This window comes from Pseudomonas sp. B21-023 (assembly GCF_024749165.1).
Taxonomy (GTDB): domain Bacteria; phylum Pseudomonadota; class Gammaproteobacteria; order Pseudomonadales; family Pseudomonadaceae; genus Aquipseudomonas.
Map to the genome: position 1 here is coordinate 2,445,952 of NZ_CP087190.1, position 16,404 is coordinate 2,462,355.

Below are 16,404 nucleotides of genomic sequence, written 5' to 3' on the forward strand. Positions count from 1 at the left end.
CGCATGGGCATGTCACCCGCCAACACCCAGCGCCAGCGGCGCCGGGCTTTCATCGGCGCCACCACCGGCCATCTGATCGAGTGGTACGACTACGGCGTCTACGGCTTCCTGGCCTTGTATATCGGCAAGGCCTTCTTTGTTTCCGACGACCCTACCAGCAGCTTGCTGGCGAGCTTCGCGGCCTTTGCCCTGAGCTTTTTCATCCGGCCCTTGGGCGGGCTGTTCTTCGGCCCGCTGGCGGACAAGATCGGCCGCCGCCGCACGCTGATCACGGTGCTGGTGATGATGGCCGGCTCCACCTTCCTGCTCGGCCTGCTGCCGACCTACGCCAGCATCGGCATCGCCGCGCCGGTGCTGCTGGTGCTGATCCGCTGTGTACAGGGCTTCTCCGCCGGGGGCGAGATTGGCACCATCACCAGCTTCATCTCCGAATACGCCGGGCCCGGCCGCCGAGGCTTCGCCACCTGCTGGCTGATGGTCACGGCGGTGCTCGGGTTGCTGTTGGGCGGCGCGGTGGCCAATGGCATGACCTGGGCCTTGGGCGCCGAGCTGATGCAGGACTGGGGCTGGCGGATCCCGTTCCTGATCGCCGGGCCCCTGGGTTTCATCTCGTTGTATATCCGCCTGAAGCTCGAAGACAGCCCGGAGTTCCTCGCCCTGGTGGAAGCCGGGCAGACCTCCAAGGCGCCGCTGCGCGAGGTGTGGCAGTGGAAGCGCTCGATTGCCCTGGTGTTTTTCATCATCACCTTGCACAGCTCGATCTTCTACCTGGTGCTGACCTTCGCCTCGACCTACATGTCCAACACGCTGAAGTTCGACAGCGGCACCACCTTGCTCTATGTGTTTGTCGCCAGCCTGTCGGCGGCGCTGGTGATGCCTTTCGGCGGCGCCTTCACCGACCGCTACGGGCGCAAGCCGTTCCTGATGGTGATTGGTACGTTGGCGACCCTGGCCATGTACTGGTTCTTCAAGACCGCGCCGGGCGCCACACCGGCCACTCTGTTCTGGCCGCTGATGGCGGTGGCGATCCTGTTCGGGCTGTATGCGTCGTCGACCTACGCGCTGATGAGCGAGCTGCTGCCGACGCGCATCCGCTCCACCGGCATCGCCATGGCCTACAACATCCCGGTGGCGGTGTTCGGCGGCAGCGCGCCGCTGATCTCCACCTGGCTGATCAAGGTGACCGGGGATATCACCGCGCCGTGGTACTTCTACGTGGGCACCGGCGTGGCGTCGCTGCTGGCGCTGGTGGTGCTGCGCCAGGAGGACTTCGTGGCCTGCAACCGTGCACCGACGCAAGAACGTCCGGTGGGGACGGTGCTGGCGGATTCTCAGGCTTGATGTAGCAGGGGGGCTATCAGGCGCAGCGCCAATTCCGGAGCGGGGCGGCATTCTGTTACAGTCGCCGCCTCATGTAATCGGCCCGAGGATGTACAAGGATGTCGCTGCACGATTGGTTCGGATTTGTCGTTGTCTCGATGGTGGTGACCTTGTCGCCAGGCCCGGGTGTCATCATGGCGTTGTCCAACTCGCTGTCGCACGGGCCGAGGCGGGCGATGCTCGGTTCGCTGGGCAATGCGCTCGGGCTGCTGGTGGTGTCCACCGCCACCAGTGCGGGCCTCGGGGTACTGCTGCAGACCTCGGCCAGTGCCTTCCTGCTGCTCAAGGTGGTGGGCGCGAGCTACCTGATCTACCTCGGCGTCAAGCAGTGGAAAAGCCGCAGCAGTGCCTTCGACCAGCTCGAGCAACCGGTCAAGGCCCTGGTCAGCAACCGCCGGCTGATGCTCAACGGCGTGACGGTGGCGTTGACCAACCCGAAAGCCATCCTGTTCTTTGCCGCCTTCCTGCCGCAGTTCATGGGCACGGGCAACGGCGCCGATAGTCAGCTCGGGCTGCTGGTCGGCACCTTCGCCCTGTGCTCGATCCTGGCCCATGCTTTCTATGTCCTCCTGGCCCAGGCCTTGAAGCGCAAGCTGGCGGCACCGAACCGCGCCCGCCTGATGAATCGCCTGTTCGGCGTGTCGTTCATGACGCTGGGGGCCAGCCTGTTCACCGTTCAGGCCAAGACCGCCTGAGCCCAACGTTTTCCGATAGGTAGATTTCCATGGCACAAGCCACCGACCAGGCCTTCTACGACCGCGCCGATGCGCATGTGGAACTGGCCAACCAGCAGATCGAAAAGCTCGAGGACCTCGGCAAGGTCAGCGCTTCGATGACCTTCGCCGCCAGCCGCTTCAATGCCTGGATGGCGGCCCGCAGTTTCAAGTCCGCGGCGGAGATGGCTGCGGCGCGCGAGGAGTTGCTGAAGTACTTCAGCGAGCAGTACCGGATGATGCTCGAAGACAACCTTGACGAGCATATCCAGCACTTCGACCGCTATGTGCTGGGCAAGGACAGCTGAGCTCGCACGCAACCAGGACATCGACGAAAAACACCCCACCGCTTCGGTGGGGTGGCATCAATGCAATGCGCCTTGTTCCTGCGCAGGCACGCCGAACGACACATAGTAGGCCAGGCCGACAAAGATCGCCCCACCCACGGCGTTGCCCAGGAACACCGCCGCCAGGTTCTCCGCCAACTGCCCCCAGCTCAGGTAGCCGGCGAAGATCGCCGCCGGGATCAGGAACATGTTGGCCACCACATGCTGGAAGCCGATGGCGACGAAGGCCATGATCGGGAACCAGATGCCGAGGATCTTGCCGCTCATCTCGCGGCTGGCGTAGGACAGCCACACCGCCAGGCATACCAGCCAGTTGCAGCCGATACCGGAGACGAACGCGTGCAGGAAGTCGGCGCTGACCTTGCTGGTGGCGCTGGCCAGGGTCTTGCCCAGATACGCGCCCTCGGTCAGCCCCAGCAGATGGCCGAAGCAGTAGGCGACGAACAGCGCGCCCAGCAGGTTGGCCAGGGTCACCAGGGTCCAGTTGCGCGCCACCGCCCGCAGGCGGATACGCCCGGCGAACATCGCCAGGGGCAGGCTCATCATGTTGCCGGTGAGCAGTTCGCCACCGGCCAGGATCACCAGGATCAGGCCGATGGGAAACACCGCGGCGCCGAGCAGTGTGCCGAACGAGGCCCACTGCGGGGGAATCATGGTGCTGACGTGGATCGCCAGCAGAAAGCCCAGGGAAATGAATGCGCCGGCCAGGAAGCCGAGAATCAAGGTGGCGCGGGTGGGCAGGTGGGCTTTGCGGGTGCCGGCTTCGATGACCAGCTCGGTGATCCGGGAGGGGGTATTCACAGACATTTCAACAACTCGAACGCAAGGATAACGGCGGTACCATTGGGCGGATCTGGTAACGATGGGACGAGGCCAGCGCGGTTCGGCTCGTGGTGGAGGGAACAGGCAACTTCGAAGCGGGCGGCACGTTATCTGAGGCAATTTGACGCGGTCAAATCGATAGGCTGGATGAGTTGATAGAGCGCATCTATGAGGTGCGGTTGTTCAGCCGCGCTGTGCTATACCACAAGCGATCAAACCCAGCGTGAGAGGAAGCCTTGGTGAATACAGTCGAGATCGAGCCGCAGGCTGTCGACAGCCCGATCACCCGTAGTGCGATGTTTCTGGTGGCCACGCTCAATCCGGGAGAGCAACCTGTGGCCGCTGTGCGGGCGCTGTGCGCCGACCTTGGCGGCCTGGTGCGTTCCGTGGGCAAGCGGGTGCCGGCCGGTAACTTGTCTTGCGTCATCGGCTTCGGCGCGGTGGCCTGGGCGGGTTTGTTCGGTGCGCCGCAACCGGCCGGCCTGCATGTCTTTCGGGAATGCGGCAGTGGTTCGCGCAAGGCGCTTGCCACACCGGGCGACATTCTTCTGCATATCCGCGCCGAGCACATGGACCTGTGTTTCGAGCTGGCGGCATTGCTGGTCAAGCGCCTGGCGGGGGCGGTGACGGTGGTCGATGAAGTGCAGGGGTTCCGCTATTTCGACATGCGCAGCATCATCGGCTTCGTCGATGGCACCGAGAACCCCGGTCCGCGGGATGTGGCGCGCTTCACCCTGGTAGGCGACGAGGACCCGGCGTTTGCCGGCGGCAGCTATGTGCTGGTGCAGAAGTACCTGCATGACATGGCCGGCTGGGAGGCGCTGTCGACCCAGGAGCAGGAGCGCATCATCGGACGCACCAAGCTGGCCGACATTGAGCTGGATGCCGCGAGCAAGCCCAGTTGCTCGCACAGTTCGCTGACCACCCTGGAAGAGGGTGGGCAAGAGATCAAGATCCTGCGCGACAACATGCCCTTCGGCCGCCCCGGGGCCGGGGAGTTCGGTACCTATTTCATCGGTTACGCACGGTCGCCCGCGCCGATCGAGCAGATGCTCGAGAACATGTTCGTCGGCAAGCCGCCGGGCAACTACGATCGTCTGCTGGACTACAGCCGCGCCGTTACCGGTGGGTTGTTCTTCGTGCCTCCGGTGGATTTCCTCGAGCAGGCCGCTGAATGACATTTCACCCGCACGCTTGAAACGAGGGGCAGGGCCGTGCAGTATTGCGCCGCATTACATGGTACATGCCATGGTACGCATAGGTGGAATGAGCAATGGCCCGCAATGGCATAGACAAGGCTTCCGTGCAGCAGGCACGGCAGGCGCTGATGGCCCGGGGTGAACACCCCAGTATCGATGCGGTACGTATCGAGCTGGGCAACACCGGCTCGAAGACCACTATCCACCGCTACCTCAAGGAACTCGACCGGCAGCCGCTGGAGTTGCTGGGTAGCCAGGGGGCCTTGAGCGAACCGTTGGCGCGATTGGTCGAGCAACTGGCCGCCCAGTTGCAGGAGGAAGGGCAGGGCCGGATCGCGGCCGCCGAGCAGGCGGCGCAGGCACGTTGTGCGGCAATGCAGGCCGAGCTGCAACTGACCCAGCGCGACCTGGCCGGCGCGCTGCGTCAGGTCGAGGCCCTGACCGCTGCGCTGCACGCCGAGACCCAACGGCTCACGGTTGCCCAGGCCAGCCTGCAGGCCGAGCAGTTGCGCAGTGCCAGCCTCAGTCAGTCGCAGGGTGAGTTGCAGACGCGCCTGGCCGACAAGGACGGGCAACTGCGCGCCAGTCTCGAGCAGCGCCAGCAAGATCAACGCCGCAACGAGACCCAGGTGCGCCAGCTGCAAGGCCAGTTGCAGACCTTGCAGCAGGGCGCCTTGGCGCGTCAGGACGAGCTGACGCGCCTGCACCGCGACAATGAGCGCCTGCTCGCCGAACATCGCCAGGCCACGGCCCATGGCACGCTGCTGGATGAGCAACTGCAGCAGCGTGACGCGCAGGTGCAGGGCTTGCGCGCCATCCTGGCCCAGGCTCAGGGCGCCAACGACGAGATGCGTCGACAGCTGGCAGCCCGAGCAGTGGACACATCGACCCTGTAGAACATCGCCGCGACAGATGCGCCGTTTGTTCAAGTGTCTCGCTCAGGCACCAGGCAACACTGGCGGCTCCAACCATGACTGGAGCCCTCCATGCGCATCTTCTATGCCCCGTGTTTCTTCTTCGGTTTCATCGCCACCGCCGTGTGGCTGATCAATCTTGGCGCCGACATTCTCTGGCTGCTGCCCTTGCTCGGCGTGGCGATCCTGCTGTCGTTCACCTGCGAAGCGCTGTGCCCCTACAAATCTGCCTGGAGCGAGGCGGCAGGCGAAGGCGGGCGTGATGGACTGCACGCACTGGTCAACGAAACACTCAATATCGCCAGCATCGCAGCCATCCCGCTGTTCGCCGGCTGGCTGCCCGCCACAAGCCTGTGGCCCAGCCACTGGCCCGTGCTGGGGCAACTGTTGCTGGCGCTGCCCCTGGCCGACCTGGGGATCACCCTGGTGCACTACGCCAGTCATCGCAGCGCATTGCTCTGGCGCCTGCACGCGGTGCATCACAGTGTGACTCGGCTGTACGGTTTCAATGGCTTGATGAAGCACCCGCTGCACCAGATGGCCGAGGGGTTGGGCGGCGTACTTCCGTTGCTGCTGCTGGGTTTGCCGCAGGACGTGGCGGCGTTGCTGGCGTTCTGCATAGCGGTCCAGCTGCTGTTGCAACACAGCAATGTCGACATGCGCATCGGCGTTCTGCGCCACCTTTTCGCCTGGGCCCCCGTGCACCGGCTGCACCACCTGAAGTACGGCACCCTGGGCGACGTCAACTTCGCGCTGTTCTTCCCCGTATGGGATCGCTTGCTCGGCACTGCCCTTCACCTGCCGGAGTATGGGTTGGCCGATGACGACATGGGCATCGGCGACCGTCCGGACTACCCGCAAACGTACCTTGCGCAACTGCGTGAGCCGTTCCGCCCAGTGGCCACGGCGCAACCACCGGCACCCTTGCCGAAAAGGCTGAGCCAGGCGCTACGCCAGCACGTCTGAGCGCAGATGGCGCAGGGCTTCGCTGGCGCGGATGCCGAATTGCTGGCGCAGGCTGCGGCTCAGGTGCGCCGAGTCGGCGAAGCCGGCGGCCATGGCCGCCTCGGTCAAGCTGGCGCCGGCCAGCGCCGCGCCCAGGGCCACGCGCAGGCGTTGCCACAGCACCATGCGCCGTATCGACAGCCCCAGGCGGCCACTGAACAGCCGCTCAAGCTGGCTGACCGACAGCGCCGCTGCCTGTGCCAGCTCGGTGGCCGGCAGGCGCTGCTCGTCTACCGCGCGAATTCGTGCCAGGGCCCGCGCCAGGCGCGGATCCAACGGACGGCGCGGTGCCTGGCGCAACGCCTGGGCCAGGCTGGTGATATCGCGGGGGGCTTGCCGGCAGACGTCGAGCAAGGTCTCCAGGGAAAACGCCAGGGGCTCGGCGAACAAGGTGATGCAGGCGGTGCCGGGCGCGAGAATGGCGTGGGGCTGCAACGAGGCGATGGCCAGCATGTCGCCGCGATGCTGTTCGCCATTGACCTGCAGGCACGCTTCGCCCTCAAGGGCAAGCAGTACCTGGTGGGCATAGTGGGCATGGACACCGGTGTGGCCCGCCGTGCCGAGCAGCAGGCCGTGGTCATCGGCCAGCCAGAGCCGACCTCGCCAGGCGCTGTGCTGTGGTTCGTTCATTGCGGGTTCCCTATCCGTTTCGGCGCTCGTTCACTCATGCGAGTGGATATCGTTCAAAGGCCGATTATGCTTGAAGTGACTTGCCGCGATTCGGGGCCGATGCCTCGTCGTGCTTCGCGCAGCCTGCAATGCCTTTTGGCCTGGATGCGTGCTTTGGCTACCTGATGGAGCACTCCGGTCTACCACAACCAGACGGAGGCGACCCATGGCGGTCCTTGACAGCGCATCCACGGGCAGTAGCGCGCCCCAACGTGGCATCACCCGGGAGGAGCGCAAGGTCATCTTCGCCTCTTCGCTGGGCACCGTGTTCGAATGGTACGACTTCTACCTGTACGGCTCGCTGGCGGCAATCATCGCCAAGCACTTTTTCGCCGGGGTCAACGAAACCACTTCGTTCATCTTTGCCTTGCTGGCTTTCGCCGCCGGCTTTGCCGTGCGGCCGTTCGGCGCCATCGTGTTCGGTCGCCTGGGCGACATGATCGGGCGCAAGCACACCTTCCTCATCACCATCGTGATCATGGGCGTGTCCACCGCGGTGGTCGGGTTGCTGCCCAGTTATGCAACAATCGGCGTGGCTGCACCGGTGATTCTGATCACCCTGCGGCTGTTGCAGGGGCTGGCGCTGGGGGGGGAATACGGCGGGGCCGCCACCTATGTGGCCGAGCACGCGCCCAAGGGCAAGCGCGGGTTCTTCACCGCGTGGATCCAGACCACCGCCACCCTCGGGCTGTTCCTGTCGCTGCTGGTGATCCTGGCCTGTCGTACGGCCATGGGCACCGAGGCGTTCGAGGACTGGGGCTGGCGGATACCATTCCTGCTGTCGATCCTGCTGCTGGCAATCTCGGTGTACATCCGCCTGCAACTCAACGAGTCGCCGGTGTTCATGAAGATGAAGGCCGAGGGCAAGGCGTCGAAGGCGCCGCTGACCGAATCGTTCGCCCGTTGGGACAACCTCAAGGTGGTGATCATGGCGCTACTCGGTGGCACCGCCGGCCAGGCGGTGGTGTGGTACACCGGGCAGTTCTACGCGCTGTTCTTCCTGCTGCAGACACTGAAGATCGACCCGCAGACCGCCAACCTGCTGATCGCAGGTTCCCTGCTGATCGGCACGCCGTTCTTCATCGTCTTCGGCAGCCTGTCCGACCGCATCGGGCGCAAGAAGATCATCATGGCCGGCTGCATCATTGCCGCGTTGACCTATTTCCCGATCTTCAAGGCGCTGACCGAGTACGGCAACCCGGATGTGTTCGTCGCCCAGGAGCAGAACCCGGTCGTGGTGGTGGCCGACCCCGGGCAGTGCGCCTTCCAGTTCGACCCGGTGGGCAAGGCCCGGTTCACCAGTTCCTGCGACATCGCCAAGAGCCTGCTGGCCAAGCGGGCGATCCCGTACGAGAACGAAAAGGCCGAGCCTGGCAGCGTGGCGCAGATCCGTATCGGCGAGCGGGTGATCCCGAGTTTCGAGGGGACCGGTCTGGCCGCGGCTGAACTGAAGACTCAGGCCGACGCTTTCACCGCCACGCTGACCGGCGCCCTGAAAGAGGCCGGTTATCCCGAGAAGGCGGACCCTGCGAAGATCCATTACCCGATGGTGTTGCTGCTGCTGACCATCCTGGTGATATACGTGACCATGGTCTATGGGCCGATCGCCGCCTGGCTGGTGGAGCTGTTCCCGGCGCGGATCCGCTACACCTCGATGTCGCTGCCGTATCACATCGGCAACGGCTGGTTCGGTGGTTTTCTGCCAACGGTGGCCTTCGCCATGGTGGCGGCGACCGGGGACATCTACTACGGGCTGTGGTATCCGATCGTCATTGCGGTGATGACCGCGGTGTTGGGCATCTTCTTCCTGCCTGAGACCAAGGACCGGGATATCCATCACACCTGAAGGATGAAGGTCCGCTCCTGCAGAAGTCGCCCGATTCACGCCCTCGCTGCAGGAGCGGCCCTGGTCAGTCGAAGTAACCGCGCAAGCTATACCGGTAGCCGACATCCACCTCCGAGGCCTGTGGGCGCGCATAGGCCTTTTTCATGACGAATTCGAACGCCGGTTCGTACAATCCGTCGCGCACCACGGCGCCCGCGAGCACTTCCACCGAGTACCAGCCGTTGTCCAGTTCGATGATCGGCCGCCCCGGCTCCTGGTAGCGCGCCAGCAGATCACCCAGGGTCTTGTTGGTGAAGTGCTGCAGGATGCGCCAGGTGAAGAGCATCACCGCGCCGTGTTCGACCCTTAGCACATGGCCCTGGCGACGATGCTTGAGGCGGCTGCCAGGCTCGAGCAGTGCCGGGGTGCGTTCGTCGAGGGTGAACAGGATGCGGTAGGGCAGGTTGTCGACGCCGGCCAGCGGCAGGATCACGCCTTGCTGCACCGCAAGGTCGCCACTGTCGCCGCGGGTGAAGGCGCGCGCCAGGTCGTCGGGCAGGTCTTGGTCTTCCTTGAACTGTTCGAGCAACTGGATATCGCCCAGCAGGAAATAGTCGACCAGGTCGTTGAGCACTTCGCTGAATTCGTAGCGCATGGGGTGTCCTTGGTTCTTGCTGCGCCGGGGGAAGTCAGCAATGTAGCAGCCCCAGCGAGGGGCGCCATCACTCGCGATAGCGACACTTCAGACTGGCTTCAGATTCGCCCTCGATACTGCCTCCACTGAAATGAGCGGGGGCCCGTCATGACCGAGCTGAATTGGAACACCCTGTTTCCCGTGGCCATTGGCTGCCATGCGCAACACCAGGCCCGACTTCTGCTGCATGGGCCGGGTACGCCAGGTCGACTCGAACTGGAGCGGTTCATTCACGCGCGCTTCGCCTGTGTGCATCACGCTGACGTGCATCATTACCTGCCCGAACTGCTGGGGCTGCATGATCGCCATGACCGGCTGATCGCCGCCGCCGGCTTACGCCTGGCCGGCAGTGCGCCGTTGTTCCTGGAGCGCTACCTCGATGTGCCGCTGGAAAGCGCCGTGGCGAACGTGGCGGCGGGGCCGGTCACCCGAGAGCAGCTGGTGGAAGTGGGCAACCTGGCGGCGCTCAGTGCCGGCAGCGCGCGGATCATGATCGTCGCGGTGACCTGGCTGCTGGCGGCACGCGGCCTGCAGTGGGTGGCATTCACTGGCGCGGCGACCTTGCTCAACAGTTTTCGCCGACTGGGGCTGGAGCCCACTGTCGTGGCGCAGGCGGCTGCCCACCGTCTGGGCGAGGAGTCCGGCAGTTGGGGCAGTTACTACGCACAGCAACCCCAGGTATTCGTCGGCAATATCGGGCTAGGCCACGCGGCACTGGCCCGTGCGGGCGTGTTCGAACGGCTGGGCCTGCCGGTGGCGAAGCAGGAGAGCGGTCATGCCGCATGACATCGAGGCGTTCTTCGAAACGCTGCAGGTCCATGCCCGCCACCGTGGCGAGCAACCGGCGCTGCTGGGCAGTGATGAACGTTTCAGCTATGCGCAGTTGCTGGGTGAGGTTCGCCAGCGGGTGCACTGGCTGCGCGAACAACCTGCCGGCACCTTCGCCCTGGCAGTGGATAACGGCCCGCAAGCCCTGCTGTGGGACCTTGCCGCGTTACTGGCCGAGCGCCCGATCCTGCTGCTGCCGGGCTTTTTCAGCGCGGCCCAGCGGCGCCACTGCCTGACGCAGGGTGGCGTGTCACTGGTGCTGGCCGACAGCGCGCTGGCCGATGAGCTGCAAGCCTGTGGTTTCACTCGCGGCACGCGGTTCTGGCACCGTGACCCGCTTGCGTCACCGCGACTGCCGCACGGCACCGCCAAGATCACCTACACCTCCGGTAGTACCGGTGCGCCCAAGGGCGTTTGCCTGGCAGCCGCGTCGATGCTGCAGGTCGCCCGCGAGCTGGAAACGGCCAGCCGTGAGGCGGCGCCGGGCAAGTACCTGGCCGTGCTGCCGCTGGCGGTGTTGCTGGAAAACCTGGGGGTGTACGCGGCGCTTCTGGCCGGCGCCGTGGTCATGCTCTATCCGCAGGCGCAACTGGGCATCCGCGGCGCCAGCCAGGTGGACTTCGCGCGTCTGCTCGGGGCGATCGCCCTGAGCGGCGCAGAGAGCCTGATCCTGGTCCCGCAGCTTTTGCTGGGGCTGGTCACGGCCATCGAGCGCGGGGTCATGCGTGTCGGTCCGTTGCGTTTTGTCGCCGTGGGCGGTGCCCGGGTGGCCGCCAGCCTGCTGGCGCGTGCTGCTGCGGTGGGCCTGCCGGTGTACGAAGGCTACGGCTTGTCCGAGTGCGCATCGGTAGTGTGCCTGAACCGCCCCGGGGCGCTGCGCCCGGGCAGTGCCGGCCGGCCGTTGCCCCATGTGCAGGTGCGCATTGCCGAGGACGGCGAGGTGCTGGTGGCCGGCTCGACCTTGCTCGGTTACCTCGGCGAGCCTGTGTTCGACGGCCAGTGGTGGCCGACCGGCGACCTCGGCCAGCTTGATCGCGACGGCTACCTGCACCTGGCCGGGCGCAAGAAGCACCAGTTCATCACCAGCTTCGGGCGTAACGTCAACCCTGAATGGGTCGAGGCCGAGCTGACCCAGGGAGGGGTCATCGCCCAGGCCTTCGTGCACGGCGAGGGCCTGCCGGGCAACCTGGCGTTGCTCTGGCCGCTGGACTCGCAGGCCAGCGACGAACAGATCGAGCGGGCGGTTCGCCAGTGCAACGATGGCCTGCCGGACTATGCCCGGGTACATGCCTGGCGACGCTTGTCTGAGCCGTTGAATGCCGAGGCGGGGACCCTCACGCCCAATGGCCGCCCACGCCGCGAGGCGATCCTGCTGCATTACCAGTCCCTGTTGTCCGTTCTTCAACAAGCATGAGGTTCGCCATGTCCTTTTTCGAAAACCTGCAAGCACAGACCGCCCGCGAGCGCGAAGCGCTGTTCGGTGTCCCGGTGATCCGCGATGCCCTGGGTGGGGTGGTGAGCGTGGAGGGTTATGTGGCCTTCCTGGCCCAGGCCTACCACCATGTGCGCCATACCGTTCCGTTGATGATGGCCTGTGGCGCCCGTCTGCCGTCGCGTCTGGAGTGGCTGCGTGGCGCCGTGTGTGAATACATTGACGAGGAGTACGGTCACGAACGCTGGATCCTCAACGACATCGCCGCCTGTGGCGGTGACCCGGACAAGGTCCGCGACGGTCGTCCTGCGTTGTCGATCGAGCTGATGGTCGCGTTCCTCTACGACCTGATCGCCCGGGGCAACCCGGTGGGGCTGTTCGGCATGGTCAATGTGCTCGAGGGTACCAGTATCGCCCTGGCCACCCAGGCCGCCGGCAGGATACAGGGTAGCCTGGGGCTCCCGGACGAAGCGTTCAGCTACCTCAATTCCCATGGCGCTCTCGACCAGGACCATATGGTGACCTACCGCAGCCTGATGGATCGCCTGGACGACAGTGGCGATCAGCAGGCGGTGATCCATGCCGCCAAGGTGGTGTACCGCCTGTACAGTGAAATGTTCCAGCACCTGCCACGGGCAGGCCAGAGCGAGGTGCGGCATGCGCTTGCCTGATTGCGTGGTGGTGCTGACCGGGGCCAGTGGCGGGATCGGCCTGGAACTGGCCGAGCAGCTATGTGTCGCCGGCGCACGGGTGCTGGCCGTGAGCCGGCACCTGGGCCAGCTGGCGCAGTTGATGAACCGTTTTCCGCAACAATTGCGTTGGCAAGCGGCCGACCTGCGCTGTGCCCAGAGTCGCCAGGACGTGCTGGCAGCCGCGCGGTCCATGGGGGGCGTCAACGTGCTGATCAATGCCGCCGGGATCAATCGCTTCGCCTTGCTCGACCAGCTTGACGAGGCGGCGCTCGACGAGCTGCTGGATATCAACCTCAAGGCCGCGCTGCAACTGACCCGTGCCTGCCTGCCACTGCTACGCGATCAGCCTAGGGCTCTGGTGGTCAATGTTGGCTCCACCTATGGCTCGATCGGCTACCCCGGCTATGCCGCCTACTGCGCCAGCAAGTTCGCCCTGCGCGGCTTTTCCGAAGCGCTGCGCCGCGAACTGGCCGACACCCCGGTGAATGTGCTGTACGCCGCGCCACGGGCAACGCGCACGGCGATGAACAGCAATGCCGCCACGGCGCTCAACCAGGCGCTGAAGGTGGGCGTGGACCAGCCGCGGGATGTGGCCCGCGCGGTGCTCGACGCGGTCCAGGCCGAGCGCAGCGAGCTGTACCTGGGCTGGCCGGAAAAACTCTTCGTGCGCTTGAACGGCATGCTGCCCGGGCTGGTTGATCGTGCCCTGCGCAAGCAACTGCCGCTGATTCGCCGCTTTAGCGCCCATCCGGGCAAGGAGTCAGGCAAATGAAACGTCTGCTATTGGCCAGTGTGCTGGCCTTTTCGCCCTTTGTCTGGGCCCTCGACCAGGCCGGCAACCAACGCCTGAGCGAGGTGCAACAGCGCTGGGCGCAGATTCAGTACCAACTGCCCGAAGGGCAGCGCGCCAAAGCCTTCGAGGCGCTGGCCGTGGACGCGGCGGGGTTTGTCCGTCAGTACCCGGGCTCGGCGGAGCCGTTGATCTGGGAGGGTATCGTCAACAGCAGCTGGGCCGGTGCCACCGGCGGGCTCGGCGCGCTGGGCAAAGTCAAGGCCGCCCGTGCCAGCCTGGAGAAGGCGCTGGCGCTGGACCCCAAGGCCCTGCAAGGGTCGGCCTACACCAGCCTGGGGGCGTTGTACGACCGGGTACCGGGCTGGCCCCTGGGGTTCGGCGACCAGGACAAGGCCGAAGCGATGCTGCGCCAGGCCCTGGCGATCAACCCCGATGGTATCGACAGCAACTACTTCTGGGCCGACCACCTGTACCGGCAGAACCGTTATGGTGAAGCCCGCACTGCCTTGGACAAGGCCCTGCGCGCCGCGCCGCGGCCAGGCCGCGCGCTGGCAGACCAGGGCCGGCGCGGGGAAATCGATGCTTTACTCAAGGCCATCGAAGACAAACAGGACTGAGCATGCGCCTGCTACTGGTTGAGGATGACGCCGCGTTGGGCGAGGGGATCTGCGATGGCCTGCGCCTGGAGGGCTACACCCTGGACTGGCTGCAGGATGGCCAGAGTGCGTTGCACGCGCTGAGCGTCGAGACCTTCGACGTGCTGGTGCTGGACCTGGGGTTGCCGCGCCTGGATGGCCTGGCGCTGTTGCGGTGCCTGCGCGCAGCGGAAAACGCCATGCCGGTGCTGATCCTCACCGCGCGCGATGGGCTGGAGGATCGTATCGCCGGGCTCGATGCCGGTGCCGACGATTACCTGGTAAAACCCTTCGACCTCAACGAACTCAAGGCCCGCCTGCGCGCTCTGCTACGGCGCAGCGCAGGGCGCGCCCGGGTGCTGATCGAGCATGCCGGCGTGAGCCTCGATCCGGCGACCCAGCAGGTGCGCTACAACGGTCAGCCGGTAGTACTCACGCCCAAGGAGTACCTGTTGCTGCACGAGCTGCTTGCCCAGCCGGGCAAGGTCTTTACCCGCGAGCGCCTGACCCAGTTGCTCTACGGCTGGGACGAGGAGCCTGAGAGCAACACCCTTGAAGTCAACATCTACCAGTTGCGCAAGAAGCTGTTCAACGGCTTGATCCGCACGGTCCGCGGTATCGGCTACCTGGTGGAGGGGCGCGCATGAGTTCGTTGCGCCAGCGCACGCTGTGGCGGGTCATGCTGTTGCTGCTGCTCGGCAGCGGTCTGTTGGCGCTGTACAACTACCACGACAGCCGGCATGAAATCACCGAAGTATACGATGCCCATCTGGCGCAGAACGCTCGCCTGCTGCAGGGGGTGATGAGCCTGCCGGTGCAGGAACAGAACCGTCAGGCGCTGTACCAGGCATTCGACGAGGCGCTGAGCAAGGCGGGGCGGCACCGGGTCGGCCACCCTTACGAAAGCAAACTGGCCTTCCAGGTGTGGGACGACCGCGCTACCTTGCTGGTGCGTACCCCCAGCGCGCCCGCATTCGCGGTGCCACCGAGCACGCCGGGGTTTTCCGACATGCTGGTGCAGGGCCAGCGATGGCGTGGTTTTGTGCTGCCGGTGGCGGAGAAGCACTGGCTGATCTGGGTGGGGGAACGCAACGATGTGCGCTACGACCTGATTGACAGGATCGTGCGTCACACCTTGATGCCGTTTCTGCTCGGCAGCCTGGCATTGGCGCTGCTGGTCTGGGTGGCCATCGGCTGGGGGCTGCAGCCGTTGCAGAACATGGCCCAGGTGATCCGTGGCCGTCACGCCGAGTCCCTGGACCCCCTGCAGCTGGTGCCGTTGCCCAAAGAGCTCGAACCAATGCAGGCGGCGATCAATCGGCTGCTGGCGCAGATCGAGCAATTGCTGCGCCGAGAACACCGTTTCATTGCCGATGCCGCCCACGAGATGCGCACGCCGCTGGCGATCCTGCGCCTGCACGCGCAGAACGCCCAGGCCGCCACCGGCGAGGCGGAGCGCAACAAGGCCCTGGGTTATCTGATCGGCGGTGTCGACCGCCTGACCCGGGTGGTCAACCAGCTGCTGACCCTGGCCCGCCTGGAACCCCGCCTGGCGCAGCGCAACTGGACTGAAGTCGACCTCGCTGTGTTGGTCACCGAGACCCTGGCGGAGCTGACCCCGTGGATCCTCGAACGTGGTCAGGAACCCTCCCTGGAGATCGCCGAAGGGGTTGACTACCGGTTGTACAGCGATGCCGGCGCACTGGGCATTGCCCTGCAGAACCTGGTGACCAACGCGGTGGATCATTCGCCCTCTGGGGGGCGGGTGCGGGTGGGCCTACACCGCGAGCAACAGGCATTGGTGCTGGAAGTGCAGGACGAAGGCCCTGGTATCGAGCCGGCCGACCTGGAGCGGGTATTCGAGCGTTTCTACAGCAAGGACGCGCCCAATGGCGCCGGTCTGGGATTGTCGATCGTGAGCACCGTCATCAAGCGCCTGGACGGTAGCGTGCAATTGCACAATGCCTCGCCGCGGGGATTGTGCGCCACCCTGCGGTTGCCGGCGGCGCAGGCCTGATCAGTGACGCTGGGCGATCTGGATCAGGTTGCCGCAGGTGTCATCGAAGACCGCCACGGTGACCGGGCCCATGTCGGTGGGTGGCTGGGTGAATTGCACGTTCGCCTTGCACAGGCGCTCGTATTCGGCATGGATATCGCGCACCCCGAACGAGGTGGCAGGGATGCCGTCCTGCTTGAGCGCCGCCTTGTAGGCCTTCGCCGCAGGATGGGCATCGGGCTCGAGCAGCAACTCGACGCCATTGGGATCATTGGGGGAGGTGAGGGTGAGCCAGCGGTACTTGCCCATGGGGATGTCGTGCCTGGGCTCGAAGCCCAGGACATGATGGTAGAAGGCATGGGCCTTGGCCTGGTCGTCGACGAGGATGCTGGTGACTACGATCTTCATCAGACTAGCTCCGTTGATTCCTCTCTCTAGCAAAGCACATCCCTGGCCATCT

At 65.3% G+C, this 16,404-nt stretch carries 18 protein-coding genes; 14 read left to right on the forward strand and 4 right to left on the reverse strand.

Features of this window, described 5'->3' with window-relative positions; genetic code table 11:
* Positions 1–3 precede the first annotated feature (3 nt).
* The 3 genes from LOY42_RS11105 to LOY42_RS11115 all read left to right on the forward strand — a co-directional run bounded on the left by LOY42_RS11105 (position 4) and on the right by LOY42_RS11115 (position 2,401).
* Entirely contained in the window at positions 4–1,341 is a 1,338-nt protein-coding gene (locus LOY42_RS11105) for an MFS transporter (protein WP_094012003.1), read from the forward strand.
* Positions 1,342–1,439: 98 nt separating this feature from the next.
* Entirely contained in the window at positions 1,440–2,075 is a 636-nt protein-coding gene (locus LOY42_RS11110; RefSeq protein WP_139670502.1) for a LysE family translocator, read from the forward strand.
* Positions 2,076–2,104: 29 nt separating this feature from the next.
* A complete protein-coding gene (locus LOY42_RS11115) occupies positions 2,105–2,401 on the forward strand; it encodes a DUF3144 domain-containing protein (RefSeq protein WP_102682437.1) in 297 nt (98 codons plus the stop codon).
* A gap of 57 nt (positions 2,402–2,458) precedes the next feature.
* On the opposite strand, the gene LOY42_RS11120 is transcribed toward LOY42_RS11115, so the two are convergent.
* Positions 2,459–3,247 carry a formate/nitrite transporter family protein gene (locus LOY42_RS11120; protein ID WP_139670504.1) on the reverse strand — a complete coding sequence of 263 codons (789 nt, stop codon included), beginning with the start codon at positions 3,245–3,247 and terminating at the stop codon, positions 2,459–2,461.
* Positions 3,248–3,558: 311 nt separating this feature from the next.
* On the opposite strand from LOY42_RS11120, the gene LOY42_RS11125 reads away from it, so the two are divergent.
* The 3 genes from LOY42_RS11125 to LOY42_RS11135 all read left to right on the forward strand — a co-directional run bounded on the left by LOY42_RS11125 (position 3,559) and on the right by LOY42_RS11135 (position 6,341).
* Positions 3,559–4,440, forward strand: coding sequence for a Dyp-type peroxidase (locus LOY42_RS11125; protein WP_408981077.1), 882 nt, complete (start codon positions 3,559–3,561; stop codon positions 4,438–4,440).
* 95 nt (positions 4,441–4,535) lie between these two features.
* Positions 4,536–5,357, forward strand: a complete 822-nt coding sequence (locus tag LOY42_RS11130) for a DNA-binding protein (RefSeq protein ID WP_258600620.1) — start codon at positions 4,536–4,538, stop codon at positions 5,355–5,357.
* Positions 5,358–5,447: 90 nt separating this feature from the next.
* Entirely contained in the window at positions 5,448–6,341 is an 894-nt protein-coding gene (locus LOY42_RS11135; protein ID WP_258600627.1) for a sterol desaturase family protein, read from the forward strand.
* Here the strand turns inward: LOY42_RS11135 and LOY42_RS11140 are convergent.
* Complete coding sequence (locus tag LOY42_RS11140; protein WP_139670512.1) at positions 6,324–7,010, reverse strand: AraC family transcriptional regulator; 687 nt, start codon at positions 7,008–7,010, stop codon at positions 6,324–6,326. The two genes, LOY42_RS11135 and LOY42_RS11140, sit on opposite strands and share 18 nt — an antisense overlap.
* A gap of 205 nt (positions 7,011–7,215) precedes the next feature.
* On the opposite strand from LOY42_RS11140, the gene LOY42_RS11145 reads away from it, so the two are divergent.
* Positions 7,216–8,895 (forward strand): MFS transporter, encoded by a 1,680-nt coding sequence (locus LOY42_RS11145; protein WP_102682442.1) that lies wholly within the window; start codon positions 7,216–7,218, stop codon positions 8,893–8,895.
* Between the two features lie 64 nt (positions 8,896–8,959).
* Here the strand turns inward: LOY42_RS11145 and LOY42_RS11150 are convergent, their stop codons facing one another.
* Positions 8,960–9,529, reverse strand: coding sequence for a hypothetical protein (locus LOY42_RS11150; RefSeq protein ID WP_139670514.1), 570 nt, complete (start codon positions 9,527–9,529; stop codon positions 8,960–8,962).
* Positions 9,530–9,676: 147 nt separating this feature from the next.
* Here LOY42_RS11150 and LOY42_RS11155 point away from each other — a divergent pair, with 147 nt between their 5' ends.
* Genes LOY42_RS11155 through LOY42_RS11185 form a run of 7 tightly spaced genes read left to right on the forward strand, consistent with a single transcriptional unit; the run spans position 9,677 to position 15,965 of the window.
* A complete protein-coding gene (locus LOY42_RS11155; RefSeq protein WP_110702203.1) occupies positions 9,677–10,354 on the forward strand; it encodes a thermostable hemolysin in 678 nt (225 codons plus the stop codon).
* Complete coding sequence (locus LOY42_RS11160) at positions 10,344–11,810, forward strand: AMP-binding protein (protein ID WP_139670516.1); 1,467 nt, start codon at positions 10,344–10,346, stop codon at positions 11,808–11,810. Before LOY42_RS11155 ends, LOY42_RS11160 begins: the two co-directional genes overlap by 11 nt.
* Positions 11,811–11,818: 8 nt before the next feature.
* Positions 11,819–12,499, forward strand: a complete 681-nt coding sequence (locus tag LOY42_RS11165) for a TenA family transcriptional regulator (protein ID WP_139670518.1) — start codon at positions 11,819–11,821, stop codon at positions 12,497–12,499.
* Entirely contained in the window at positions 12,486–13,292 is an 807-nt protein-coding gene (locus LOY42_RS11170) for an SDR family oxidoreductase (RefSeq protein WP_110702196.1), read from the forward strand. The genes LOY42_RS11165 and LOY42_RS11170 overlap by 14 nt, the downstream gene beginning before the upstream one ends.
* Positions 13,289–13,930 carry a tetratricopeptide repeat protein gene (locus LOY42_RS11175; protein ID WP_110702194.1) on the forward strand — a complete coding sequence of 214 codons (642 nt, stop codon included), beginning with the start codon at positions 13,289–13,291 and terminating at the stop codon, positions 13,928–13,930. The genes LOY42_RS11170 and LOY42_RS11175 overlap by 4 nt, the downstream gene beginning before the upstream one ends.
* 2 nt (positions 13,931–13,932) lie before the next feature.
* Positions 13,933–14,595, forward strand: coding sequence for a response regulator (locus tag LOY42_RS11180; protein ID WP_110702192.1), 663 nt, complete (start codon positions 13,933–13,935; stop codon positions 14,593–14,595).
* Entirely contained in the window at positions 14,592–15,965 is a 1,374-nt protein-coding gene (locus tag LOY42_RS11185) for a sensor histidine kinase (protein WP_258600631.1), read from the forward strand. Before LOY42_RS11180 ends, LOY42_RS11185 begins: the two co-directional genes overlap by 4 nt.
* Here LOY42_RS11185 and LOY42_RS11190 read toward each other — a convergent pair whose 3' ends face one another.
* A complete protein-coding gene (locus tag LOY42_RS11190; RefSeq protein ID WP_110702188.1) occupies positions 15,966–16,352 on the reverse strand; it encodes a VOC family protein in 387 nt (128 codons plus the stop codon).
* Positions 16,353–16,404: the final 52 nt, after the last annotated feature.